We start from the raw sequence: 25,043 nt of genomic DNA, 5'->3' as shown, positions 1-25,043 counted from the left end.
CTCACTCCTCGCGCTCACCTGTGCCTCCCTCCGTTCGCGACTGCGGGGCTCGCAAGCTCACTCCTCGCGCTCACCGCCTGCCACCGCCCAGGCGGTTGGTGAGCAGGGCGTTGACCGCCGCGACGAGCAGGATGACCAGGAACAGCGCCCAGGACATGGCGGCGGCGTAGCCGAGGTTGAGGTCCCGCCAACCGACCTTGTAGATGAGCTGCGCGACGGTCTGCCACTGCCCGTCGTCGCCGCCGAGGCCCAGCGCCGGGTTGGCGTCGAAGAGCATCGGCTCGGTGAACAGTTGCAGGCCGCCGATGGTGGAGAGCACGACGGTGAAGATGACCACGGGCCGGATCATCGGCACGGTGATCCGCCACAGTTGGCGCCACGGCCCGGCCCCGTCGACGGCGGCGGCCTCGTAGACGTCGCGCGGGATGGACTGCATGGCGGCCAGGTAGAGCAGCGCGTTGTAGCCGATCCACTTCCAGTTGACCATCGTGGCGATGGCGATCCAGGAGGACCACTTGGCGGAGCGCCAGTCGATCGGCTCGGTCTCGCCGATGCCGAGCAGCGACAGGGCCCAGTTGGCGATGCCGGTGTCGCGGGCGAAGACCACCGAGAAGATCAGCGTCGACGCGGTCACCGGGGTGATGTACGGCAGCAGCACCCCGACCCGGAACCAGGTCTGGGCCCGCAGCTTGCGGTTCAGCAGCGACGCGACGATCAGCGCCAGCAGCAGTTGCGGCACGGTGGAGAGCAGGAAGATGCCGAAGGTGTTGGAGAGCGCGTTGAAGAAGTCGTCGTCGGTGAAGAGGCGGCGGAAGTTCTCCAGCCCGGCCCAGCCGGTGCGTGTCGGGTCGTCGAGCCGCCAGTGGCGCAGGGCGACGACGCCGTTGAAGACGATCGGGAAGAGCCCGAAGACCGCGAAGAGCAGGAAGAACGGGGCGATCAGCAGGTACGGCACGTAGCGCATGTCGAAGCGGTGCAGCCGCGTACGCCATGGGCCGGGCTCGTGCGGGCGGTCGCGGCGGCGGGCAGTCGCGCCGGGGTCCCGGCCGGGCCGGGGCGTCGCGGGAGCGGCACGGGTGGTGGACATCGGGGACCTCCAGGGACCGAAGGGGTACGGCCGGCCGGCCGGGGCGGGTCGTGGGGCGGCCCGCCCCGGCCGGGGTCGGCGTGCGGTCAGGACTTGGCGGCCTTCTCGGCCTCCTTGACCGCCTCGGTCCACGCCTGGTCGGGCTTGCCCTTCAGGTTTCCGGTGGCCAGCCGGTTGAGGACGTTCTCCACCGCCACCCGGGTGGGGCCGTTGCGCCGGCCGAGGTACTGCGGGGTCAGGTTCTCGGCCGTCTTCGAGAAGATCTGCCCCACCGGGGCGTCGTTGAAGAAGGGGTTGGTGAAGTCCCTGATCGCCGGGTCCTGGTAGAGCGCCGGCTGGGAGGGCAGGTTGCCGACCTTCTTGAAGATCTCGATCTGCTGCTCGGGCTGGATCAGCCACTCCACGAACCTGTACGCCTCGTCGACGTTCCTGCCCTGCTTGGGGATCGTCAGGAAGGAGCCGCCCCAGTTGCCGCCCCCGCCGGGGATGGCGGCCACGTCCCACTTGCCGCTGGTGCCGGGGGCGGTGTTCTTGATGTGCCCCTGCATCCAGGCCGGGCAGGCGAGCACGGCGAAGTTGCCCTTGACGAAGCCGCTGTTCCACTCGGGCGAGAACGCGGTGAGGTTGGCCGAGAGGTCGGCGGCGATGGTCCGGGCCGCGACGTCGAAGGCGACCTTCGGGCCGCCGTCCATCTTCAGGGTCTCGCTCTCGTCGTAGAAGCCGACGGGCTGCTGGCCGAGGACGGGGTTGAAGACGTTGGTGCCGGAGTCGATGAACTTCTTGCCGCTGCGGGCCGTGTACTGCTGGCCGACCTCGATGAACCTGTCCCATGTGGGCCAGAGCGCGGAGACCTGGTCGCGTGCGGTGGGCAGGCCGGCTGCATTGAACAGGTCGGTGCGGTAGCACATGGCCAGGCCGCCGACGTCGGTGCCGAGGCCGATCTGGGCCTTGCCGTCGGGTGTCAGGGTCTGCTTCCACTTCCACGGCAGGTACTTCTGCTCGTACGTGCCGGCGCCCTTGTCGAGCAGGTTGACGAACTTGTCGGCCTGGCCACGGAACTGCACGACGAAGCCCTCGTCGACGGCGGCGATGTCCGGCGCGCCGGAGCCGGCGACGAGCTTCTTCTGGAGGTCCTCGTGCTGGGCGTTGTACTCGCCGGTGTTCAGGCTGATCTTGACGTTCGGGTTCGCGTCCTCGTACTTCGTCTTGAGCTCGTCGAGCCCGAAGTCGCCCCAGAAGTTGATTTTGAGGGTGACCGGGCCGCCCGCCCGGGAGTCGCCGCCACCCCCGCTGTTGCCGCTGCACGCCGCGACCATGACCAGGCTGACCGCGCCGACGGCGGCCGCCCTGGCCCAGTGCGTCAGGGACCGTCTCATGTCATCCTCCGCGCCAGATGGGAACGCTCCCGGACATCGAGAGCCGTTGACTGAACCGGATAAGTGACGCCACCGTACGGGCCGGTCCCGGTAGTGTCAACGGGCCGTCAACGCGGTCGCCTCGCGGAAACCTCCCCGCCTCATGGGAGCGCGATCGGGGGAGGTGAAGATGGCTCGCGGGGCGGCGGGAGCCCGCGCCGGGAGGGCGGATGGCGTCGCCGACACATCGAGGCCAAGGTGACTTAACCGGGAAAGGCGGTGACCCGATCCGCGCCACGTGCCGGTCGGACCGGCCCGGCCGCCGGTCGGTGCAGTAGCGTGGACCGCCGCCGGTCGTCCCGGCCTCGCGGTGACACCCGCCCGGGCGGGAGAAGTGGAGGTGTACGCCGGTGAAGCGGCCCACGATCGCCGACGTCGCCCGACGCGCCGGGGTGTCCAAGGGAGCGGTGTCCTACGCGCTGAACGGGCAGCCCGGGGTCTCCGAGGCCACCCGGCAACGGATCCTCGCCATCGCCGCCGAGATCGGCTTCAGCCCGAGCCGCGCCGCCCGCTCCCTCTCCGGCGCCACCGCCGACGCGGTCGGCCTCACCCTCTGCCGGCCGGCCCGTACGCTCGGCATCGAGCCGTTCTTCATGGAGCTGATCAGCGGCGTGGAGGCCGAACTCTCCGCCCGGTCGTACGCCCTCACCCTGCAGGTGGTGGCCGACCAGGAGGCGGAGGTCGCGGTCTACCGGCGGTGGTGGGGCGAGCGGCGGGTCGACGGCGTCCTCGTCTGCGACCTGCGCGCCGACGACCGCCGGGTGCCGGTGCTGGAGGAGTTGGGCCTGCCCGCGGTGGTGATCGGCGGCCCGGGCGGCACCGGCGGGCTGGCCAGCGTCTGGTCCGACGACGCGGCGGCGCTGGTCGAGACCGTGGAATACCTGTTCGCCCTCGGCCACCGCCGGATCGCCCGCGTCGGCGGCCTGCCCGCCCTGCTGCACACCGAGATCCGCGCCGAGGCGTTCACCGGGGTGTGCCGGCGGCTCGGCCTGACCGACGCGGTCACCGTGCCCGCCGACTACACCGGCGAGGAGGGGGCGCGCGCGACCCGGCGGCTGCTCAGCTCGGCCGGCCGCCCCACCGCCGTGATCTACGACAACGACGTGATGGCGATAGCGGGACTGTCGGTGGCCCAGGAGATGGGCCTCTCCGTGCCGGGCGACCTGTCCATCGTGGCCTGGGACGACTCGCCGCTCTGCCAACTGGTGCACCCGCCGCTGACGGCGCTCGGCCGGGACATCCCGGCGTACGGCGCGCACGCCGCCCGGCAACTGCTCGCGGTGATCGGGGGCGCACCGGCCGAGCGGGTCCAGGACGAGACGGCCCACCTGACGCCCCGGGGCAGCACGGCCCCGCCGCGCGCGAGCTGAGGCGGGGCGCGCCGGCCTGGGCGCCCCGCCCGTCGACCTCCTGCACCGCTCACGCCGTCACCACCGGCAACTGGAGCTCGGTGACGCCCTTCTCCGGGGCGTCCGGGCAGTAGTCCACGTACAGCTCGCGGGCGTACCCGGCGGCGCGCCAGCCGTTCGCCTCGATCCAGGCGGCGAGCGCCTGCATGCTGCCCGCGACCTCGTCCATCGGCCCGTGGTGGATGATCGTCGCGGCGGCGGGCACCGGGGGCAGGTCGACGACGGCGAAGCCCCGCGCCGCCGAGGGATCGGCGGCGACCGGCACGCCGGCGTGCACCACCACGGCCTCGCCCTCCCCCGCCGGCTCGTACCAGGCCAGCCCCGGGCCGCAGGGGGTGACGCCCGCCTCGTCGAGACGCCGGAACAGCTCCGGGTAGAGCGGCTGGATCACGGTGGAGATGTCCGGCGTCTCGTAGCTGCGGGCCACCCCGCTCAGTTCCGCCACGCGAACGGCGGGCAGTTGCTTGAGTACGACGTCCTGGCTGGTCATCCGACCCTCCGTCTCGATCATGCGGAGCCTCGCCTCGACCCCGGCCAGCCGGGCGGTGTCGGCCGCCAGCTGGGCCTCCAGCTGGGACCGGCGCAGCCGCAGCATGCCGCGCAGCTCGGCGACCTCCACGGTGTCGTCGAGGATGGCCTGCACCTGCCCGAGGGTGAGCCCGAGTTCCTTGAGGGCGATCACCCGGTTGAGCCGGTGGAGCTGCTCGGCCCGGTAGAAGCGGTACCCGGTGTGCGGGTCGACGGCGGCCGGGCGGAGCAGCCCGATGCCGTCGTAGTGGCGCAGCATGCGGACCGACACCCGACCCAGCCTGGCGAAGTCTCCGATGGTGAACATGGCCCCTCACACGTTCGGCCCTGACACGGTGTCAGAGTCAACCAGGCGGGGCGGCCCGGGCGGGTCTCCCGTCAGCGCGAGGCCGTCGGGAACTCCTCGAAGTACGCCTCGACCCGCTCCGCGGTGGCCGGGCGGGCCAACGCGAAGCCCTGCCCGTACCGGCAGCCGGCCCGCCGCGCGCCGTCGATCAGGCCGGCCGACTCGAGTTCCTCGGCGACGATGTCGAGCCCCAGCCGGTCCCCCACGTTCACCACCACGTCGATGAGCGGGCGCTGCGGGTCCGCCGGGTCCACCAGCTGCGGGCCGACCTTGAGCAGGTCGATCGGCAACCGGCGGAGCTGGGCCAGCGAGGCGTGCTCGGCCCGGAAGTCGTCCAGCGCGGTGCGCACGCCCAGCGAGCGCAGCCCGGCCAGCCGGGCCACCACCGTCGGCAGTTCGGCGCCCACCCGGGGCTCCGCCACCTCGACCACCAGCCGCTCCGGCGTCAGCCCGTACGCGTCCAGCACGGCGGCGGTGCGCGGCACGAAGTCGGGGGCGGTCAGTTCCCGGACGGTCACGTTCACCGCCATCCAGAGCTGCCGGCTCCCGGCCGACCAGGCGGCGAGCTGCCGGCACGCCCGGTCCAGCACCCAGCAGCCCAGCTCCCCCACGATGTCGAGGTCCTCGGCCACGGGCAGGAACTCGGCGGGCAGCACCGTGCCGAGCACCGGGCTGCGCCACCGCAGCAGCGCCTCCGCGCCGACCGGCTGCCCGTCGGCCAGGTCGAGCACCGGCTGGTAGACGAGGTCCAGCTCGCCCCGGGCCACCGCACCGGGCAGCTCCCGTTCCAGGTCGAGCCGGCGGACGAGCTGCTCCTCCAGGTAGGCGTCGTACCACTCGACCCGGTCCCGGCCGAGCTGCACGGCCCGGCGCCGGGCCAGGTCCGCCTGGCGCAGCACGTCCTCCGGGCCGCCGTTGCCGATCTCGGCCAGCCCGACACCGGCCCGCAGCCGCAGCACCGCACCGGCCACCTCGTAGGGCTGGGTGAGCGCGCCGAGCAGCCGGGTGCCCAGCGCGTACGCCAGCACCGGGCCGGCCTCGGTGACCACGGTGAAGCCGGTGGCGGTGACGTCCGCGAGCAGGTCCCGGGGGCCGACGACGGCGCGGGCGCGGCGCAGGGCCTCGGCCAGCACGGCCTCGCCGACCTGGTGCCCGTCGGAGGCGGGTCCGGCGTTGTGCAGGTCGACGACGAGCAGCGCGCCGGGGGTCGGCGCGTCCCGGAGGGCGGCGAGGGCCCGCAGCAGCGCCGGGCGGTCCAGAGGCGTGCCGGGCCGGCTCCGGTCGGTCGATCCGGACCGCTCCGGCGCGGCGTCGGCACGGGCCGGCGGCGGCTCGTCCGCCCGCAGCAGGTCGCGCAGCACCAGCGGCGGGGCCAGGGCCAGGGCGAGCAGGATCGCCGTCAGGTCCGGCGGGCCGCCGTCGCGCAACTGCCAGCCGATGGCCGCCACGGCCGCGACGGCCGGGACCACCGCCCGGGGCCACGCCGTGGTCGGCACCTCGGGCGGGGCCGGCTCCGCGCGGGTCGCCCGCCGCGCCCCGGCCGCCGTCAACAGCACCCCGCCCACCAGCGGAGGTACGGACAGCAGCGCCGCCCGCTCCGGTGCCGCCCCGGCCGGAAGCGCGGCCAGCAGCACCAGCCCGGACAGGGTGAGCGCCGCCCCGGCCCGGCAGCGGGCCGCACCCGTGCGCCGGTGCGGCCCGGTCAGCACGACGAGTACGGCGAGCGCGAGCCCGCCCAGGGCCACGGCCACGGCGAGCCGGACCGGCGGATCGAGGGGGCCGCGGGGCAGCAGCAGCCAGCCGGCCAGGACCAGCCCCAGGCCGGCGGCGCTCGCGTCGACGGCCCGGCGCAGGCGGGCCCGGGCGGACGGGTCGGAGGAGCGCGGCACCGCGGGCAACCCCGCGACGAACAGCGCGGCGGCGGCGGCCAGCCCCGCCACGGCGACGGCGGACCGGTGGCCCGGCCCGGCGAGCGGCAGCACGGCGGCGGTGAGCCCCGCCGTCACCACCGCGGCGTCGAGCAGCACGGCGACGCGGCGGGAGGCGGCCGGGCGCCGGCGGGCGGCGCGGGACCGGGCCGGAACCTGCGCGGGGGCGGGGAGCGGGGGCGCGGCGGCGAGGCGGGACAGCCGCGTACCCGCCAGGGCGCAGCTGGCGGCGGCGGCCAGCGCCACCACGGCCAGGGCGGGCATCCGGCCGAGAGCGCCGGCGAGCAGGAGCAGCGTGACGGCGGCGAGGACGAGGACGTCCGGCCGGGAGGGACGAGGGACGGACGCGTGTTGCGGGTACGCGAGGGGCACGGCGGTCGCCTTCGTGAGGGGGCACGGGCGGTGCGACGGTGCAGGGCGTCGGACCCGGGGTGAGTCCGCTGCCCATCAGTCGGCAACGACCGGCCGCGAAGGCGGTGACGCCCACCAGCCAGTGACCTCCGTCACCGACGCCGCCGGTCCGGCCGGCTCGGCCCGCCGCGTACCGGCGCCGACAGGGGTGGGATCATCGGAGGGTGACCAGCCCAGACACCGTCCACTTCCGGCACAACCAGGCGATCCTGGCCGCCGCGATCGTCGCCTTCTTCGGCGCCCTGCCGGTGGCCGGCGCCCGGTGGTACCTGCTGCCGGTGCTGCTCGTCCCGCTCGCCGTCGCGGTCTGGGCGTGGCGGGCCGGCACCGACGCGGACGCCCGCGAGCTGCGCCTGCGCGCCCTGGTCGGGCAGCGCCGGATCGGCTGGGAGCGGATCGTCGAGCTGGCCGCCGACCCGCGCGGTCGGGCGGTCGCCCGGCTCGACGACGGTCAGCAGGTCACCCTGCCGGCCGTACGCGCCGCCGACCTGCCCCGGCTCGTCTCGGCCACCGGTCAGAGCCTGCCCGGCGCGGCCGGCTGAGCACCGCCGGGCCGCTACTGAGCACCGCCGGGCCGCTCAGTAGCCGTCCACCACCGTGTTGATCAGCGGCTCACCGGCCGCGAACCGGCGGACCTGCTCGGCGACCAGCCGGTAAGCGCGCGGCAGCAGGCCGCGTACCGAGCCGGCGACGTGCGGGGTGAGCAGCACGTTCGGCATCGTCCACAGCTCGTGGTCGGCCGGCAACGGCTCCGGATCGGTGACGTCCAGCGCGGCCGAGATCCGGCCGGTACGCAGCTCGGCGGCCAGCGCCTCGGTCCGGGCCACCGGCCCACGGGCGGCGTTGACCAGCAGCGCGCCGTCCCGCATCGCGGCGAGGAAGCTCTCGTCGACCAGCCCCCGGGTCTGCTCGGTCAGCGGCACCAGCAGCACCACCACGTCGGCCTCGGGAAGCAGCCCCGGCAGCTCCTCGACGCCGTGCACGCCCTGCTCCGGGCGGGCGGTCCGGGCCACCAGCGTGAAGCTCACCTCGAACGGCGCCAGCCGGTCGCGTACCGCCGTGCCGATGGAGCCCGCCCCGACGATCAGCACCCGCTTGCCGGCCAGCTGATCGGTGGGGGCCACCTCGTCGTACGCCCACTCGCGCCGGGCCTGCGCGCGGGCCAGGGCGGGGAAGGCGCGCAGCTGGGACAGGATCGCCGCGACCACCCACTCTGCGGTGGACGGATCGTGCACCCCCCTGGCGTCGCAGAGCGTCACCCCGGACGGGACCCGGCCGGCCCACGCGTCCGCCCCGGCGGAGAGCAACTGCACCACCGCCAGGTCGGGCAGCTCGCGCAGCAGCGCGGCGGCGTCCCCGCCGGACAGGAAGGGCGGCACCCAGAACCGGACACCGGCCGTCTCCGAGGGAAGCCGGGAGACGTCCTCGGCCACCTCGACCGTGACCTCCTGCGGCAGCTCGCCGAGGAGCGCCTGACCGTCCTGGTGCGGAATCCATACCTTCACGCCCGCCGACGATAGGCTCCCGGTGCCTCCGCCCGTCGGGCGGGGCGGCTGCGGCACCCGGACGGGTGGACCGCCGGCGCAGTGATCAGGGCGACGCTGCGACGGCCGAGGCGATTGCGGTCCGCAGGGGGTATAAGGGAGGACCGGAGTGCCGGTCGGCCTCCATCCGGCACGGACAGGTGGTCAATGACCGACGGCTCGCGCGACGACGGCCCCGAGCGGGCCGATCCGATCTCGGCGCTCCGCGACCCCGATCGGCTGCGCTCCCTCGCGGAGACCCGGCTGACGGCCGCACCCGACGAGGCGTTCGACCGGTTCGCCCGGCTGGTCGGGGACCTGCTCGACGTGCCGGTCGCCCTGGTGTCCCTGGTCGACGCCGAGCGCCAGTTCTTTCCCGGCGAGGTGGGCCTGGTCCGGCCGTGGGCCGCGCGGCGGCAGACGCCCCTGAGCCACTCGTTCTGCCAGCACGTCGTCGACCTCGGGACCCCGATGGTGCTGCCCGACGCCCGGCTGCACCCCGCCCTGCGGGACAACCTCGCCGTGCCCGAGCTGGGCGTCGTCGCGTACGCCGGAATGCCGCTGACGGACCTGGAGGGTCGCGTCCTCGGCTCGCTCTGCGCGATCGACGACAAGCCCCGCGACTGGACCGCCGAGCAGTTGCGGACGCTCGCCGACCTGGCCGCCGCCTGCTCCTCCGAGCTGCGGTTGCGGATCGCCCTCGACGGTGCCGAGCAGGCGCGGCGGCGCGCCGAGGAGGCCAACGGCCGGCTGGAGCTGCTGGCCGGGCTGGCCGGCACGCTGGCCGGAACGCTCGACGTGGCCACCGCGCTGCGCCACCTGCGCGACACGATGGTGCCGCTGCTGGCCGACTGGTCCCTGGTGACCCTGGTCGGGCCCGACGGGGCGCCCCGCGACGTGACCGCCGCCCACCGCGACCCGGCCCGGGCCCCGGACGTCGCCCGCTTCGCCGAGCTGATGCGCACCGGGCTGAGCGCCCACTCGATCACCCGGGCGGTGCTGCGCACCGGCCGGCCCGTACTGGCCGCCGCGGCGACCCTCGACGACGTGCGCCGGGGCACGGTCGGGCCGGAGATGCCGGAACTCGCCGCCCGCCTCGGTTTCTCCTCGCACCTCAGCGTGCCGATCATCGACGCCGGGCGGGTGCTCGGCTGCGTCACCCTGATCAACGGCCCGCAGCGGCGCGACTTCGACGACAGCGACCTGCTCATCGCCGAGGACATCGGCCGCCGGGCCGGTCAGGCGATCGGCAACAGCCGGATGTACGGCGAACAGCGGCACGTCGCGCACGTGCTGCAACACAGCATGCTGCCGGAACTGCCGGTCACCCGGGACCTCGAACTGGCGGCCCGCTACCAGCCGGCGGCGGACCGGGTCGAGGTCGGCGGCGACTGGTACGACGCCTTCCGCCAGCCGGGCGGGGAACTGATCGCGGCGATCGGCGACGTGGCCGGGCACGACATCGAGGCCGCCGCGACCATGGGGCAGCTGCGCAACCTGGTCCGGGGCAACGCGTACGGCCGGCCCGACGCGGTCGACGAGCTGATGAGCCGCCTGGACGAGACGATCCGCGGGCTGCACCTGCGGACGGCGGCCACGGCGGCCCTGGTGCGGCTGCACGCCGACGACGCCGGCGGCCAGCGGGTCACCTGGTGCAACGCGGGGCACCCCCCGCCGCTCGCGGTCCGGGTCGGGGGCGCGGTGGAGCTGCTCGCGGGGGCGCCGGAGCCCCTGCTCGGGCTGAACCGGCCGGTACGGCGCACCACCCGGCACACCCACCTGGCCACCGGCGACACCCTGCTGCTCTACACCGACGGGCTCATCGAACGGCGGGACCGGCCCATCGACGAGGGGATGACGGAGCTGCTCGCCCGGCTGGCCGGCACCGACCGGCTGCCGCTGGGCGATCTCTGCGACCTGCTGCTGACCACCGCCCCCCGGCGGGAGGACGACGTCGCGCTGCTCGCCGTCCGGGCGATCTGACCGCACCACGGAACCGGTCCGATCCGACGGCCCCGGTCCGTCGCCGTGGCCGGCTACCCTGGGCCGGGTGAGCGCCCGTCCCCCGTACCCTCGCACCCGCCGTCTGCGGACGGCCCTGGCGGCCTCGTGCGCGGCGCTGCTGCTGGCGACCGCCGGTTGCAGCTTCGGCGAGCCGGAGCCCGACCCGGCCGGCGAGCCGCCCACCTTTCCGACGCCGTCGGCGACGGCGAGCGCTGGCGGCACCGGCCAGGAGGTGGTCACCACGGTGCTGGCCAAGGGCCTGCGGGTGCCGTGGGCGATCGCCTTCCTGCCCGACGGCGCGGCGCTGGTCACCGAGCGGGACAGCGGCCGGATCCTGCGGGTCGGCCCCGAGTCGGGGCCCGACGGGCTGAAGGTCACCCCGGTGCAGACCATCTCCGACGTGGCAGCCTCGGGTGAGGGCGGGCTGATGGGCATCGCCGTCTCGCCCGACTACCAGCGGGACAATGCGATCTTCGTCTACTACACGACCGAACGGGACAACCGGATCGTCCGGCTGGAGTTGGGCGGCACGCCCACCCCGATCCTCACCGGCATCCCCAAGGCCGGCATCCACAACGGCGGCGGCCTCGCCTTCGGCCCGGACGGCCTGCTCTACGCGAGCACCGGCGACGCCGGCGACCGGCCGCAGGCGCAGGACGTCAAGCGCCTCGGCGGCAAGATCCTGCGGATCACCAGGGACGGCAAGCCGGCGCCCGGCAACCCGTTCCCGAACTCCCCGGTGTGGTCCCTGGGCCACCGCAACGTCCAGGGCATCGCCTGGGACGCCGGCAAGCGGATGTACGCCGTGGAGTTCGGCCAGAACACCTGGGACGAGATCAACCAGATCACCAAGGGGCGCAACTACGGGTGGCCGACGGTCGAAGGGCGTGACGACGACAAGCGCTTCGTCAACCCGATCGCCCAGTGGCCGACGTCCGACGCGTCCTGCTCCGGGCTGACCGCCGCCGACCGGCTGCTCGTCACCGCGTGCCTGCGCGGCAAGCGCCTCTGGCTGGTCGAGCTGACCGACACCGGCACCGTGCTCGGCCAGCCGCGCGAGCTGCTGACCGACCGGTTCGGGCGGCTGCGGGCGGTGGCCGCCGCGCCGGACGGCTCGATCTGGGTGAGCACCTCCAACCACGACGGGCGGGGCCAGCCGGCGCCCGAGGACGACCGGCTGCTGCGGTTGGTCTTCGCCGGTGGCGGGGCCGGCCGGAGCTGACGCACCGGCTCGTCCGGGTTTCCCAAGATCCTTCAGTGGGCAGGTCAGAATCTCACCATGGACGGCCAGGAGAACGAAGAGCACGCGAACCGGGACGAGGACGTCCCGGCGACCGGTCGCGCCCCGCGCCCGGCACCCCGGCGCGACGGCGCCGGAAGGACCGGCCGGCGAGCGCTGCGCAGGACCGGGGTGATCCTGGCGGTCCTCGCCGTCGCCCTGGTCGGCGTGGTGATCGGCGTGCTCGCCGGCGGCCGGGTGAGCACCGACATCGGCCCGTTCCAGGCCGACCTCTCGGTCGCGCCGGCTGTCGGCGGCGGCACCACCGTCGACATCCCGCCGCTGGGTGCGCTGCTGCTCGACAGCCACGACGGGCCGACCCACCTGACCGTGGAGCTGGGCGCGCTGGACCAGAGCCGCACCGAGGCGCTGCTCGACGATCCGGCGAGCATCAACCGGGCGAGCCAGTCGGCCGTCGACGACGTCCGCGAGGGTGTGCTGCGGCTCGGGCTGCGGACGCTCGCCTCGGCGGTGCTGGTCACCCTGCTGCTGGCCCTGCTGGTCTTCCGCGACACCCGCCGGGCGGCCTGGGCAGGCGCTCTGGCGCTGGTGGTCACCGCCGGCAGCCTCGCCGCCGCCGCCACCACCATCCGGCCGGAGGCCATCGAGGAGCCGCGCTACGAGGGGCTGCTGGTCAACGCGCCCGCGATCGTCGGTGACGCCCGGCGGATCGCGAACGACTACACCCGCTACGCCGAGCAGCTCCAGCGCATCGTCGGCAACGTCAGCCAGCTCTACACCACGGTGTCGTCGCTGCCGGTCTACGAGCCCGCCCCCGGCACGACCCGCGTACTGCACGTCTCGGACATGCACCTCAACCCGACCGGCTGGCAGCTCATCCGCACCGTCGTCGAGCAGTTCGGCATCGACGTGGTGATCGACACCGGGGACATCACCGACTGGGGCTCCGAGCCGGAGGCCTCCTACGTCGGCTCGATCGGCCTGCTCAAGAAGCCGTACGTCTACATCCGGGGCAACCACGACTCGGGTCGGACCGCGGCGGCCGTGGCCCGCCAGCCGAACGCGATCGTGCTGAGCAACACGACCACGACGGTCGCGGGGCTGACCATCGCCGGCATCGGCGACCCGCGCTTCACCCCCGACAAGAACACGTCGCCGGCCGGCAGCGGCCTCACCCAGCAGACCGCGGACCAGCTCATCGGCGTCGGCGACCAGCTCGCGGCCACGGTTGCCAGCTCGCCGCGCCCCGTGAACATCGCGCTGGTGCACGACCCGGCCTCCGCCGGCCCGCTCTCGGGCACCTGCCCGTTGGTCCTCGCCGGGCACACCCACGCCCGGCAGGTCTCGAAGCTGCCGGAGGTGCCCGGGAAGGGCCCCACTCAGCTGATGGTGCAGGGCTCCACGGGCGGTGCCGGCCTGCGCGGCCTGGAGGGCGAGAAGCCCACCCCGCTGACGATGACCGTGCTCTACTTCGACAAGGACAAGCTGCTCCAGGCGTACGACGACATCACCGTCGGCGGCACGGGGCAGGCGCAGGTGAACCTGGAGCGGCACGTCGTGGAGGACCCGCAGGCCGGCGTGCCCGCGCCGGTCACCCCCACCCCGACCCGCTGACCCTGATCCGCGCTGATCGCTGGGTGCCGAGCGGGCCGCGCCAGTAGCCAGCCTGTCGGCGTCCCGGTGGCTGACCGTCCGCTCCGGGTTCGTCCCGACCAGTTGCCGCAGCGCAAACTCCGTTCACCGGCGTTACGCTGCGTGGCCACCAGCGTCCACGGCAACCCAGGCCCTCAGACGCTTTGCTCTGCAGCCACGGACGCACCAGTAACTCCAGGTAGCGATCTGCGGCCAGCCGCCGGTCGGTCGAGTTGACATTTTTCCTGTTCAGGAGAGTGGTGCGCCGGTGGCTGCAGAGCAAAGGGCGGGAACGGTTGGCGGCGCACCCCACACCGCCCACCACTCTCCGTAACGTCAAACAGTCGTCACTCTGAGTGACGACGAGGGCTCGCCGAACGCCGGTACGCGCCGCGCCGCAAGCCCCGCACTGACTCGACACGACACATGCCGAAGTGTCAGCGTCAGCGCAGGGACAGGGCCGCGAGGGCGGCGTTGACGATGCTGCCGGGCAGCAGGTCGTGCAGGTCGTACAGCTCGTGGACGCTGCCGGACTGGCCGAACTCGTCCACGCCCAGCGGCACCGCCGGGGCGGCGAGCGCCGAGCCGAGCCAGGCCATGGCGTGCGAGGCGGCGTCGTGCACCGTCACCACCGGCACCCGGTCGGCGAACGCCGAACGGAGCGCGCCCGGCACGCTCGGCACCGTGGCCGTGCGTACGCCCTGGCGGAGGGTGCGCTGCCAGGCCCGGTAGAGCCGGTCCAGCGAGGTGACGTCGACGACGTGCGCGGCGATGCCCTCCTCGGCCAGTTCCGCCGCCGCCGCGAGCACCTCGGGCAGCACCGCGCCGGAGGCGGCCAGCTGCACCACCGGGGCGTCGGCCAAATGCGGGTACGCCTCGTGGGCGTCGACCAGGCGGTACGCCCCGGCGACCGCCTGCCGGCGCAGCACCGCGTCGCCGAGGCGGGCCCGTGCCGCCTCGAAGGGCGCCTGGTCGATCGGGCGGGTGCTGAGCCGGAAGTAGTACGCGCCGTCCTCGGCGGGGGCGGCCGTCGCCGACGGGGCCGCCCCGCCGGCGATCTGGCCCAGCGCGTCGCAGAGCAGCCAGTCCAGCGTGGCCGCGTACGCGGGTTCGAGGAACGTCACCCCGGGCAGCTCCAGCCCCACCGAGGCGGTGATGGTGGACTGGTGGGCGCCGCCCTCCGGGGCGAGCGTGATGCCCGACGGGGTGCCGGCGACCACGAACCGGGAGCCGGAGTACGTGCCATAGAGGAACGCGTCCAGCCCGCGCAGCACGAACGGGTCGTAGACCGTGCCGACCGGCAGCAGCGGTTGCGCCGACAGGTCCCACGACAGGCCGAGCTGCCCCAGCAGCAGGAACAGGTTCATCTCCGAGATGCCCAGCTCGATGTGCTGCCCGGCGGGGCTCTCCGTCCAGCGCAGCATCCGGTCCTCGGTCCAGGAGCGCTGCTCCGTCGGGGCGAAGACGCCGGTCTTGTTGATGAACCCGGCCAGGTTGGTGGAGGTCGCCACGTCCGGCGCGGTGGTCACCAGGTAGCGGCCCACCTCGGGGTTGCGGGCCAGCTCGACCAGCACCCGCCCGAAGACCTCCTGCGTCGAGATCGGCTTGTTCGCGCGTACCCGTGTCGTGTCGGGGACCGTGACGCCCAGCGCTCGCTCGCGGGGCGCGCGGGACAGCGCCTCCCGGCGCTCGTTGGCCCGGATGCCGGCCGGAGACGCCGGGTCCAGCCGGTCCCACTCGGTCTCGCGCGTCAGCCCCCGCGCGGCCCGCAGCGCGTCGACCTGCTCGCTGCTCAGCAGCGCCGAGTGGTTGCGCGGATTGCCGGCGATCGGCAACCCCCACCCCTTCACGGTGTACGCGAAGATCACGCTGGGCCGGTCCGTGACCGCGTCGCACTGGGCGTACGCGTCGAGCATCGCCGCCATGTCGTGCCCGCCCAGGTCGGTCACGAGCGGCCCCAACTCGTCGTCGCCGACGTCGGCGATGAACGCCTCGATCCCGTCGGGCGCACCGTCGAGGAACTGCTTGCGCAGCGCCGCGCCGGTCAGCCCGAACAGCGACTGGTACTGCTCGTTGGGCATCGCGTCGATCCAGTCGCGCAGTGCCCCGCCGCCCGGCCGCGCGTACGCCTCGGCGAGCCGGCGGCCGTACTTGACCTCGACCACGTGCCAGCCGGCGGCCTCGAACTGACCCCGCCACTGGTTGATCCGCACCCCGGGCACCACCCGGTCCAGCGACTGACGGTTGAAGTCGACCAGCCACGTCACGTTGCCCAGCCCGGTCGTGGCCGGGTCGGCGACGGCCTCCCAGATGTTCCCCTCGTCCAGCTCAGCGTCCCCGATCAGGGCGACGAACCGGGAGTGTGGGCGGGCGCCGAAGTGCGCGTCGACGTAGCGGCGGGTCGCCGCCGCGAAGAGCGGCGCCGCCGCGCCGAGCCCGACGGAGCCGGTGGAGAAGTCGACCTCGTCGGGGTCCTTCGTCCGCGACGGGTACGACTGGAGCCCGCCCCGGGCGCGCAGCTTCGTCAGGTAGGAGCGGTCGAGGTTGCCCAGCAGGTACTGGATGGCGTGGAAGACCGGCGAGGCGTGCGGCTTGACCGCCACCCGGTCCTCGGCGTCGAGGTGCGCGAACCACAGTGCCGTCATGGCGGTGACCAGCGAGGCGCTGGACGCCTGGTGCCCGCCCACCTTCACCCCGTCGCCGGTGTCCCGGTCGTGGTTGGCCGCGTCCACGATCCGGGTCGCGAGCCAGAGCACCCGCTGCTGGATCTCTTCGAGGACGTCGAGGTCGGTACGGTTCACGGTCGACTCCAGGGGTCCGGCAGTCACCGTTGACGGCCGGTCGGGGGCGGGCGGGTCGCGAGGGTGGGCCTCTACGGGTGCGCAGCCGCCGCGTGCGACGGGCGCACGCGGCGGCTCGATGCGGTGGAAGGGGCCCTCCCGTACGGAGGGCGTCGGAAGGTCCCCTCCCCTGCCGGTTCAGGCGCCGAGGCGCTCCAGGATCAGCTCCCGGACCGTCTTGGCGTCGGCCTGGCCACGGGTGGTCTTCATGACCGCCCCGACCAGGGCGCCGGCCGCGGCGACCTTGCCGCTGCGGATCTTGTCGGCGATGTCGGGGTTGGCGGCGATCGCCTCGTCGACGGCGGCGGTGAGCGCGCCCGTGTCGGAGACGACCTCCAGGCCCCGGTTGGTCATGATCTCGGTCGGCGAGCCCTCGCCAGCCACCACGCCCTCCAGGACGGTACGGGCCAGCTTGTCGTTGAGCTTGCCGGCGTCGACCAGGCCCTGGAGTTCGGCGACCTGCGACGGGGTGGCCCCGATGTCGGCCAGCTCCACGCCGGTCTCGTTGGCGCGCCGGGACAGCTCGCCCAGCCACCACTTGCGGGCCGCCGCCGGGGAGGCGCCGGCGGCCACGGTCTGCTCGATCAGCTCGACCGCGCCGGCGTTCAGCACCGACTGCATGTCCAGGTCCGACAGGCCCCACTGCTCCTGGAGCCGGCGCCGGTGCAGCCGGGGCAGCTCCGGCAGCGCGGCCTTCAGCTCGGCGACCCAGGCGGCGTCCGGCGCCAGCGGCACCAGGTCGGGCTCCGGGAAGTACCGGTAGTCGGTCGCGGTCTCCTTGGACCGGCCCGGCGTGGTGTCGCCGGTGTCCTCGTGGAAGTGCCGGGTCTCCTGGGTGATCCGGCCGCCCGCGTCAAGCACGGACGCCTGCCGGATGATCTCCGACCGGACGGCCCGCTCGACCGAGCGCAGCGAGTTGACGTTCTTGGTCTCGGTGCGGGTGCCCCACTCCTCGCCGGGCAGGTTGAGGGAGGTGTTGACGTCGCAGCGCAGCGAGCCCTCCTCCATCCGCACGTCGGAGACGCCCAGCGACCGGATCACGTCGCGCAGCTCGGTGACGTACGCGCGGGCCACCTCGGGGGCGAGCGTGCCGGTGCCGGGGACCGGCTTGGTGACGATCTCCACCAGCGGGATGCCGGCCCGGTTGTAGTCGACCAGCGACTCGGTGGCGCCGTGGATGCGCCCGGTGGCGCCGCCGACGTGCAGCGTCTTGCCGGTGTCCTCTTCCAGGTGCACCCGCTCGATGCCGATGCGCACCAGCTCGCCGTCGACCTCGACGTCCAGGTAGCCCTCGAAGCACAGCGGCTCGTCGTACTGGCTGATCTGGAAGTCCTTCGGCATGTCCGGGTAGAAGTAGTTCTTCCGCGCGAACCGGCACCACTCGGCGATCGAGCAGTTGAGCGCCAGGCCGATCCGGATGGTCGCCTCGATGGCGGCCTTGTTGGCGACCGGCAGCGAGCCGGGCAGGCCCAGGCAGACCGGGCACACCCGGGTGTTCGGCTCGCCACCGAAGTCCGTCGGGCAGCCGCAGAACATCTTGGTGTTCGTGCCCAGCTCGACGTGGGTCTCCAGGCCAATCACCGGTTCGTAGCGCGCCACGACCTCGTCGTACGCGGGCAGTGTCGTCGTCATCTGAGCTCCTGCCTCACAGTGCCGGTGGGGTGAACGTGCCGACGGCGCTCTCCAGCGCGGCGGCGACCCGGTACATGCGGTCGTCGGCCATCGTCGGGGCCATGATCTGGAAGCCGACCGGCAGCCCGTCGGAGAGCCCGCATGGCACCGAGATGCCCGGCCCGCCGTACAGGTTCGTCGGGATGGTGAACAGGTCGGCCAGGTACATCTGGTAGGGGTCGGCGGTGCGCGCGCCGAGCGGGAACGCCACGAACGGGGTGGTCGGCGAGATCAGCGCGTCGACCTGCTCGAACGCGGCGGTGAAGTCCCGCGTGATCAGCGTACGGACCTTCTGCGCCTGCCCGTAGTAGGCGTCGTAGTAGCCCGACGAGAGCGCGTAGGTGCCGATCATGATGCGGCGCTTGACCTCGGCGCCGAAGCCGGCCTCCCGGGTCAGCGACATGACCTCCTCCAGCGACCGGTTGCCGTCGTCGCCGACCCGCAGGCCGAACCGGACGCCGTCGAACCGGGCCAGGTTGGAGGAGGCCTCGCTCGGGGCGATCAGGTAGTACGCCGGCAGCGCGTACCGGAAGTGGGGGCAGGACACCTCGACGATCTCGGCGCCCAGCTTGGTCAGCGCGTCGACCGACTCGCGGAACGCCGCCATCACGCCCGGCTCGGCGCCCTCGCCGACGAACTCGCTGACGATGCCGAGCTTCACGCCGGTCAGGTCGCCGGTCGCGCCGAGCCTGGCGGCGGCCACCACGTCCGGCACGGGCTGCGGGATCGAGGTGGAGTCGCGCGGGTCGTGCCCGCCGATCACCTCGTGCAGCAGCGCCGCGTCCAGCACGTTGCGGGCGCACGGGCCGGGAGTGTCCAGGGAGGAGGAGAACGCCACCAGGCCGTAGCGGGAGGTGCCGCCGTAGGTGGGCTTCGCGCCGACGGTGCCGGTGACGGCGCCGGGCTGGCGGATCGAGCCGCCGGTGTCGGAGCCGATCGCCAGCGGCGCCTCGTACGCGGCCAGCGCCGCCGCGCTGCCGCCGCCCGAGCCGCCCGGGATGCGGCTGAGGTCCCACGGGTTGTGCGTCGGCCCGTACGCCGAGTACTCCGTGGAGGAGCCCATCGCGAACTCGTCCATGTTGGTCTTGCCGAGCATCACCGTGCCGGCGGCGCGCAGGCGCTGCACGATCGTCGAGTCGTACGGCGGGCGCCAGCCCTCCAGGATCTTCGACCCGACAGTGGTCGGCACGCCCTTGGTGGTCAGCACGTCCTTCACGGCGACCGGCACGCCGGCCAGCGGGCCCAGTTCCTCGCCGGCGGCGCGGCGGGCGTCGACGTCGGCGGCGGCGGCGAGCGCGCCCTCGGAGTCGACGTGCAGGAACGCGTTCACCCGGTCTTCGACGGCGCCGATGCGGTCCAGGTGCGCCCGGGTGACCTCGACGGCGGAGGTCTCACCGCTGGCGACGAGCCCCGCGATCTCCGTCGCGGTCAGTCTGGTCAGATCGGTCATGACGCCGCCTCGCTTCGCTCACCGGCGCCCTGACCGACGAACCCGCCGAGCCTGATGATTCGCTCGCTGCGCTCGCTCATGACGCCACATCCTCGTCCAGAATCCGCGGTACGCGGAACCGCTGCTGCTCGGCGTCGGGCGCGCCCGACAGCGCCTCCTGCGGGGTCAGCCCGGGCACCACGACGTCCTCGCGCAGGACGTTGGTCAGCGGCACCGAGTGCGACGTCGGCGGGATGTCCGCCGCGGCGACCTCGCCGACCTGCGCGACCGCCTGGAGGATCACGTCGAGCTGGCCGGCGAAGGTGTCCAGCTCCTCCTCCGTTACGGCGAGCCGCGACAGTCGCGCCAGGTGCGCGACCTCCTCGCGGGAGATGGCGGCCATCGGTGCCCCCTTCGTGACGGTGCTTGCGGGTCGGACCGGGTGTCGGCCGCGCGGCCGAGGTGCGTGACGCGCGGTGACCGGAGCGAGTCTATTGTTCCGCCCCGGCGGCGCGTCCCCGACTCCCCCTCCGGCGCGGCGGGCAGGGGTCCTCGTCCGCCGCCGCGCCGCGCGGGCGGTGGCCCGGGTGCCTCGACCGACGCGCCGTGCCACCGGTGTCCCGGGTGCGTCGGGTGGGCGGCTCAGCGGGCGTGTCGGCGGGGAATCTCGGTGTCGGGGCTGGGCGTAGGGCGAACGGGCCGGTAGCGGGCCAGCCAGCCGACGAGTTCCTCGGCCGGCATCGGCCGGGCGTAGAACCAGCCCTGCGCCGCGTCGCAGCCCGCCGCGTGGAGCATGCGCCAGGTGCGCTCGTCCTCGACGCCCTCGGCGACCACCCGCAGCCCGAGCGCCTTCGCCAGCTCGATGGTCGACTTGACGATCGCCGCGTCGTCGGCGTCGTCGGCCATCCCCAGCACGAAGGAGCGGTCCACCTTCACCTCGGACAGCGGCAGCCGCCGCAGGTGCTGGAGGGAGGAGTAGCCGGTGCCGAAGTCGTCCAGGGCGATGCCCACGCCGATGCGGTGCAGCCGGGTGATGGTGGCCAGCACGCGACGTGGGTCGGCCATCAGGGCGCCCTCGGTGATCTCCAGTTGCAGCCGCTGCGGCGGCACCCCGTAGCGGGCGAGCCGGTCGGCGATCTGGTCGGCGATCTCGCCGGTGTGCAGGTCACGCACGCTGACGTTGAGCGCCGCCGGCAGGTGCGTCCCGGCGGCCGACCACTTGGCGAGCTGTTCCACCACATCGTCCACCACCCGGCGGGTGAGCAGCCGCATCACCGCGCTCTGCTCGGCGACGCGAATCAGCTCCTCCGGGTCCACCATGCCCCGGCGGGGGTGCCGCCAGCGCAGCAGCGCCTCCACGCCGACCACCTCGCCGGTCGCGATGGCGACCTGCGGCTGGTAGTACATCGTGATCTCGCCGGCGTCGGCGGCCGGAGCGGCGTCGGGGTCCCGCCGGCCGGTCGCGTCGTGGCGGGGACCCCGCCGGCCCGCCGGGGTGCGGCCGCCGCCGGGCTCCCCCGCGCCGTCGTCGACGGGCGGGCCCTGCCGGCGTACGACGGCGGCGCCCTGCCCGCCGGGGTGCCCGGCGCCGTTGCGGCGGCCCGGACCGTCGCCTTGGTCGGGGCCGTCCACCGCGGCGGTCGCCGCCCGGCGGCGGATCGGGTCGGCGGCGGTGACGATCCGGTTGATCAGCTCGTCCCCGGGCGGCGGCCCGGACCGCTGCCGACGGCGGCGCAGCCGCCAGCGACCGGCTCCGGGGGTGAGGTCCGCGACGTCGGCGGAGAGCGTGGCCCCGTCGCCACCCCGGGTGGCGCCGGCCCGCCCGTCACCCGGCAGGCGGCCGCCCGGCGTCGGCCCGGCCGCGACGGCCACCGCCTGGTCGCCCGGGGCGCCGTCGGCGCCGACGTCCGCCGGTCCGGCCGCGACCTGCCCGGCGGGCGGGGCGGTCGCCGGACGGCCCGCCTCCAGCACCCGGCGCAGGTCGGCGAGCAGGCCGAGCCGCTCGGCGGAGTTGTGGTCGGACTCGGCCGCGTAGACCGCCACGGTGTCGTTGCGGTGCTTGGCGTCGTACATCGCCACGTCGGCGTGGCGCATCAGGGTCGCGAAGTCCTCGCCGTGCTCGGGGAAGAGCGCGATGCCGATCGAGCCGCCCACGTCGAGCGGCAACCCGTCCAGCGACACGGGTTCGGCCAGCGCCCGGACCACCCGGCCGGCCAGCTCACGGGCCTCGTCGGCGTCGGTCAGGCCGGTCGTCACGATGGCGAACTCGTCTCCGCCCAGCCGGGCGACCATGCCCTCACCGACCACACCGGTCAGCCGGGCGCTCACCTCGACCAGCAGCCGGTCGCCGACCGCGTGCCCGAGCGCGTCGTTGACGTTCTTGAACCGGTCGAGGTCGATCAGGAGCAGCGCCAGCCGCGCGCCGGGCTCGCCGCGGGCCGCGCGTTCGGCGTGCACGTGCACCTGCTCGCCGACCTCGGCCAGCAGCGCCTTGCGGTTGGGCAGGCCGGTGAGCGGGTCCAGGGAGGCGAGTTGCTGCTGCTCGACGCTGAGCCGGGCCATCCGGTAGACGGCGAACAGCGGCACCAGCACCAGCGGGATCAGCGCGGCGCTGGCCCGCGCCGCCGCGACCAGCACCGGGGCGAGCAGCAGCAACGAGCCGGTGGAGAGCAGCTCGAAGCCCAGCCCCTGCCGCAGGCTGGGCCACCAGCGGTCGCCGAACCGCAACCGGACGGCCGCGCTGACCAGCGCGTAGTTGACGGCGAACCAGGCCGCCGTCGCGCCGCCCACCGCCAGCACGTCCGTGCCGCGCAGCCGGCCGCCGTCGAAGATGCTGCCGGGCCCCAGCGACGTGACCACGTACGCGGCGCCCAGGGCGGCCGCGTACTGGGCGGCGTTGAACGCCGTGCGCCACGGGGCGTGGCCCATCCGCCAGCCCGAGACGACGACGGCCACGGCCTGCACCAGCAGCGCCGGGCCGAAGCCCCAGCCGAGCAGGATGGCGAAGGTGAAGCAGGTGGACGGGAAGACCGCGGAGGTCTGCCGGCGCCCGGGCGGCACGAACGGGCGCGCGTCGCAGCCGACGGCCAGGGCCGCCATCACCCAGAACGCCACCGGCAGCCGCGGCAGCTCGGCCGGAAGGTCGAGCAGCGGGCGTACGCAGAGCACCGCGGCCAGCGCGACGACCGACCAGACGAAGGCGAAGAACGGGCGCGCCCGGCCAGGCGGAACGGAGTTGCGCGAGTCTGCGGCCTCCATCACACCTCCCGAGGGCTCGGTCCACGGGGCGTGACCCGGTCGCACGCCGTGCCACCAATGAAACGCCCTCCGTGTCGCAATGCCCGGCACGACAGTCGCGAATCGGTCGTAGTCGTAATTAAGTTGGTATCTCGACCTGCCCCGCCGGGTCCACGCGCGACGTGCCGCGCCCGCCGTCACTCCTCGACGCGGGCGACCTCCCGGGCGGCCTCCGGACCGGCGTCGAGCAGCACCCGGAAACCCCCCTCGTCCAGGACCGGCACCTTGAGGCTGGCCGCCTTGTCGGCCTTCGAGCCGGGGTTCTCCCCCACCACCACGAAGGACGTCTTCTTGGAGACCGACCCGCTGACCTTGCCGCCCCGGCTCTGGATCGCCTCGGACGCCTGGTCACGGCTGAACCCGGGCAGGGTGCCGGTGACCACGACGGTGAGCCCCTCCAGGGGGCGCGGCCCCTCGTCGACCGCCTCCTCGGCCATCCGCACGCCGGCCTCGCGCCACTTGCGGACCACCTCGCGGTGCCAGTCGACGGCGAACCACTCCCGGATGCTCGCCGCGATCGTCGGCCCCACGCCGTCGACCGAGGAGAGCTCCTCCTCGCTCGCCCGGTCGATCGCCTCGATGGAGCGGAAGTGCCGGGCGAGCGCCTGCGCGGCGGTGGGGCCCACGTGCCGGATGGACAGGCCCACCAGCACCCGCCACAGGTCGCGCTCGCGGGCCACGGCCAGGTTGTCGAGCAGCTTGGCGGCGTTGCTGCCGAGCGTGCCGTCCTTGTTGACGAAGAAGGGCGACCGGGCGAGCTGCTTCTCGTCCAGCGAGAACAGGTCGCCCTCGTCGGTGATGACCTGCGCGTCGAGCAGCGCCGCCGCGCCCTTGTAGCCGAGCGCCTCGATGTCGAACACCTTGCGGCCGGCCAGGTGGAAGACCCGCTCCCGCAGCTGACCGGGGCAGGTGCGGGAGTTGGGGCAGCGGATGTCGACGTCGCCCTCCTTCGCCGGCGCGAGCGGCGTGCCGCAGGCCGGGCAGGTGGTGGGCATGACGAACGGCCGGGCATCGGCGGGACGCAGGTCGACCACCGGGCCGAGCACCTCGGGGATCACGTCGCCGGCCTTGCGCAGCACCACGGTGTCGCCGATCAGGACGCCCTTGCGTTCGACCTCCCGGGCGTTGTGCAGGGTGGCGTACGCGACGGTGGAGCCGGCCACCTTGACCGGCTGGAGAACGGCGCGCGGCGTGACCCGGCCGGTGCGGCCGACCTCGACGTCGATGTCGAGCAGCTTCGTGTTCACCTCCTCCGGCGGGTACTTGAAGGCGATGGCCCAGCGCGGCGCCCGGCTGGTCGAGCCGAGCCGGCCCTGGATGGGGACCGGGTCGACCTTGACGACCACGCCGTCGATCTCGTGCTCGACGTCGTGGCGGTGCTCGGCGTAGTAGGCGATGTATTCGGCGACGCCGGCCAGGTCGGGCACCACCCGCCAGCGGTCACTGGTCGGCAGCCCCCACGCCCGCAGGGCCGCGTAGGACTCGGACTGCGCCACCGGCTGGAAGCCGCGGCGGGCGCCGATGCCGTGCACCACCAGGCGCAGCGGCCGGGAGGCGGTGACCCGCGGGTCCTTCTGGCGCAGGCTGCCGGCGGCGGCGTTGCGCGGGTTGGCGAACGGCGGCTTGCCCTGCTCGACCAGCCCGGCGTTGAGGTCGGCGAAGGCGGCCACCGGGAAGTAGATCTCGCCCCGGACCTCGACGAACTCGGGCACGTCGCCGAACTCGGCCGACGTGGCGAGCTGGCCCGGCACGTCGCGGATGCTGCGCACGTTGGCGGTGACGTCCTCGCCGGTGCGCCCGTCGCCCCGGGTCGCCGCCCGCACCAGCCGGCCGCGCTCGTAGGTCAGGTTGATGGCGAGCCCGTCGACCTTCAGCTCGCAGAGGTAGGGCACCGGGCCGCCCGCGTCGCGCTCGACCCGCTCGGCCCAGGCCGCCAGTTCCTCGTCGGCGAAGGCGTTGTCGAGGGAGAGCATCCGCTCGGCGTGGGCGACGGGGGTGAAGTCGGTGGAGAAGGTGCCGCCGACCCGCTGCGTCGGCGACTCGGGGGTGCGCAGCGCCGGGTACTGCTCCTCCAGCGCCTCCAGCTCGCGCAACTGCCGGTCGAACTCGGCGTCGGGGATGGTCGGCGCGTCCAGCACGTAGTAGCGGTACTGGTGTTCCGTCAGCTCCTGACTGAGCGTGGCGTGCCGTTCCCGGGCATCGGGGGTCGGCTCGGCGCCGGCGGCCGCCTCCTGTGCCGGAGTGACCTGCTGGGCGATGGCTTCCTCGGACACCGTGCGACCT

The 25,043-nt window shown here is 74.2% G+C and carries 16 protein-coding genes; 5 read left to right on the top strand and 11 right to left on the bottom strand.

Translation table 11 applies throughout. The features are described 5' to 3' along the window. Positions 1 to 70 precede the first annotated feature (70 nt). Both AC5L34_RS10825 and AC5L34_RS10820 read right to left on the bottom strand, forming a co-directional pair. Positions 71 to 1,087: a carbohydrate ABC transporter permease gene (locus tag AC5L34_RS10825; protein WP_441175416.1), complete on the bottom strand. Its 1,017-nt coding sequence runs from the start codon at positions 1,085 to 1,087 to the stop codon at positions 71 to 73. A gap of 86 nt (positions 1,088 to 1,173) precedes the next feature. After that, complete coding sequence (locus tag AC5L34_RS10820) at positions 1,174 to 2,463, bottom strand: ABC transporter substrate-binding protein (protein ID WP_494824715.1); 1,290 nt, start codon at positions 2,461 to 2,463, stop codon at positions 1,174 to 1,176. Positions 2,464 to 2,852: 389 nt separating this feature from the next. On the opposite strand from AC5L34_RS10820, the gene AC5L34_RS10815 reads away from it, so the two are divergent. After that, entirely contained in the window at positions 2,853 to 3,872 is a 1,020-nt protein-coding gene (locus AC5L34_RS10815) for a LacI family DNA-binding transcriptional regulator (RefSeq protein WP_441175418.1), read from the top strand. A gap of 49 nt (positions 3,873 to 3,921) precedes the next feature. Here AC5L34_RS10815 and AC5L34_RS10810 read toward each other — a convergent pair whose 3' ends face one another. After that, positions 3,922 to 4,746 carry a MerR family transcriptional regulator gene (locus AC5L34_RS10810; protein ID WP_441175419.1) on the bottom strand — a complete coding sequence of 275 codons (825 nt, stop codon included), beginning with the start codon at positions 4,744 to 4,746 and terminating at the stop codon, positions 3,922 to 3,924. 71 nt (positions 4,747 to 4,817) lie between these two features. Continuing rightward, a complete protein-coding gene (locus AC5L34_RS10805; protein WP_494824713.1) occupies positions 4,818 to 7,085 on the bottom strand; it encodes a putative bifunctional diguanylate cyclase/phosphodiesterase in 2,268 nt (755 codons plus the stop codon). Positions 7,086 to 7,288: 203 nt separating this feature from the next. Here AC5L34_RS10805 and AC5L34_RS10800 point away from each other — a divergent pair, with 203 nt between their 5' ends. Continuing rightward, positions 7,289 to 7,666: a PH domain-containing protein gene (locus tag AC5L34_RS10800; RefSeq protein ID WP_101414506.1), complete on the top strand. Its 378-nt coding sequence runs from the start codon at positions 7,289 to 7,291 to the stop codon at positions 7,664 to 7,666. A gap of 36 nt (positions 7,667 to 7,702) precedes the next feature. Here the strand turns inward: AC5L34_RS10800 and AC5L34_RS10795 are convergent, their stop codons facing one another. Next, entirely contained in the window at positions 7,703 to 8,629 is a 927-nt protein-coding gene (locus AC5L34_RS10795; protein WP_494824710.1) for a 2-hydroxyacid dehydrogenase, read from the bottom strand. Positions 8,630 to 8,815: 186 nt separating this feature from the next. Here AC5L34_RS10795 and AC5L34_RS10790 point away from each other — a divergent pair, with 186 nt between their 5' ends. The 3 genes from AC5L34_RS10790 (at position 8,816) to AC5L34_RS10780 (ending at position 13,505) form a co-directional block, all read left to right on the top strand. Next, on the top strand, positions 8,816 to 10,630 hold the full coding sequence (locus AC5L34_RS10790; protein ID WP_441175422.1) for a SpoIIE family protein phosphatase: 1,815 nt from the start codon (positions 8,816 to 8,818) through the stop codon (positions 10,628 to 10,630). A 67-nt stretch (positions 10,631 to 10,697) separates the two neighbouring features. Next, the gene (locus tag AC5L34_RS10785) at positions 10,698 to 11,873 is read left to right on the top strand and encodes a PQQ-dependent sugar dehydrogenase (RefSeq protein WP_494824708.1); all 1,176 of its coding nucleotides are present in this window, start codon (positions 10,698 to 10,700) and stop codon (positions 11,871 to 11,873) included. Positions 11,874 to 11,930: 57 nt separating this feature from the next. After that, complete coding sequence (locus tag AC5L34_RS10780) at positions 11,931 to 13,505, top strand: metallophosphoesterase (RefSeq protein ID WP_441175424.1); 1,575 nt, start codon at positions 11,931 to 11,933, stop codon at positions 13,503 to 13,505. Positions 13,506 to 13,966: 461 nt separating this feature from the next. Here AC5L34_RS10780 and AC5L34_RS10775 read toward each other — a convergent pair whose 3' ends face one another. The 6 genes from AC5L34_RS10775 to ligA form a co-directional block, all read right to left on the bottom strand. Further along, on the bottom strand, positions 13,967 to 16,324 hold the full coding sequence (locus AC5L34_RS10775) for a thiamine pyrophosphate-binding protein (protein ID WP_494824706.1): 2,358 nt from the start codon (positions 16,322 to 16,324) through the stop codon (positions 13,967 to 13,969). 177 nt (positions 16,325 to 16,501) lie between these two features. Further along, entirely contained in the window at positions 16,502 to 17,995 is a 1,494-nt protein-coding gene (gatB, locus tag AC5L34_RS10770) for an Asp-tRNA(Asn)/Glu-tRNA(Gln) amidotransferase subunit GatB (RefSeq protein WP_441175426.1), read from the bottom strand. Between the two features lie 13 nt (positions 17,996 to 18,008). Beyond that, positions 18,009 to 19,484, bottom strand: a complete 1,476-nt coding sequence (gatA, locus tag AC5L34_RS10765; RefSeq protein ID WP_441175427.1) for an Asp-tRNA(Asn)/Glu-tRNA(Gln) amidotransferase subunit GatA — start codon at positions 19,482 to 19,484, stop codon at positions 18,009 to 18,011. Positions 19,485 to 19,560: 76 nt separating this feature from the next. Further along, positions 19,561 to 19,866 carry an Asp-tRNA(Asn)/Glu-tRNA(Gln) amidotransferase subunit GatC gene (gene gatC, locus AC5L34_RS10760; RefSeq protein WP_089001642.1) on the bottom strand — a complete coding sequence of 102 codons (306 nt, stop codon included), beginning with the start codon at positions 19,864 to 19,866 and terminating at the stop codon, positions 19,561 to 19,563. A gap of 239 nt (positions 19,867 to 20,105) precedes the next feature. Then, positions 20,106 to 22,721 carry a putative bifunctional diguanylate cyclase/phosphodiesterase gene (locus AC5L34_RS10755; protein WP_494824703.1) on the bottom strand — a complete coding sequence of 872 codons (2,616 nt, stop codon included), beginning with the start codon at positions 22,719 to 22,721 and terminating at the stop codon, positions 20,106 to 20,108. A 176-nt stretch (positions 22,722 to 22,897) separates the two neighbouring features. Next, on the bottom strand, positions 22,898 to 25,033 hold the full coding sequence (gene ligA, locus AC5L34_RS10750) for an NAD-dependent DNA ligase LigA (protein ID WP_441175429.1): 2,136 nt from the start codon (positions 25,031 to 25,033) through the stop codon (positions 22,898 to 22,900). Between the last annotated feature and the right edge of the window lie 10 nt (positions 25,034 to 25,043).

This window comes from Micromonospora sp. ZG13 (assembly GCF_059359355.1).
This window is presented reverse-complemented; position numbering and strand designations above follow the sequence as displayed.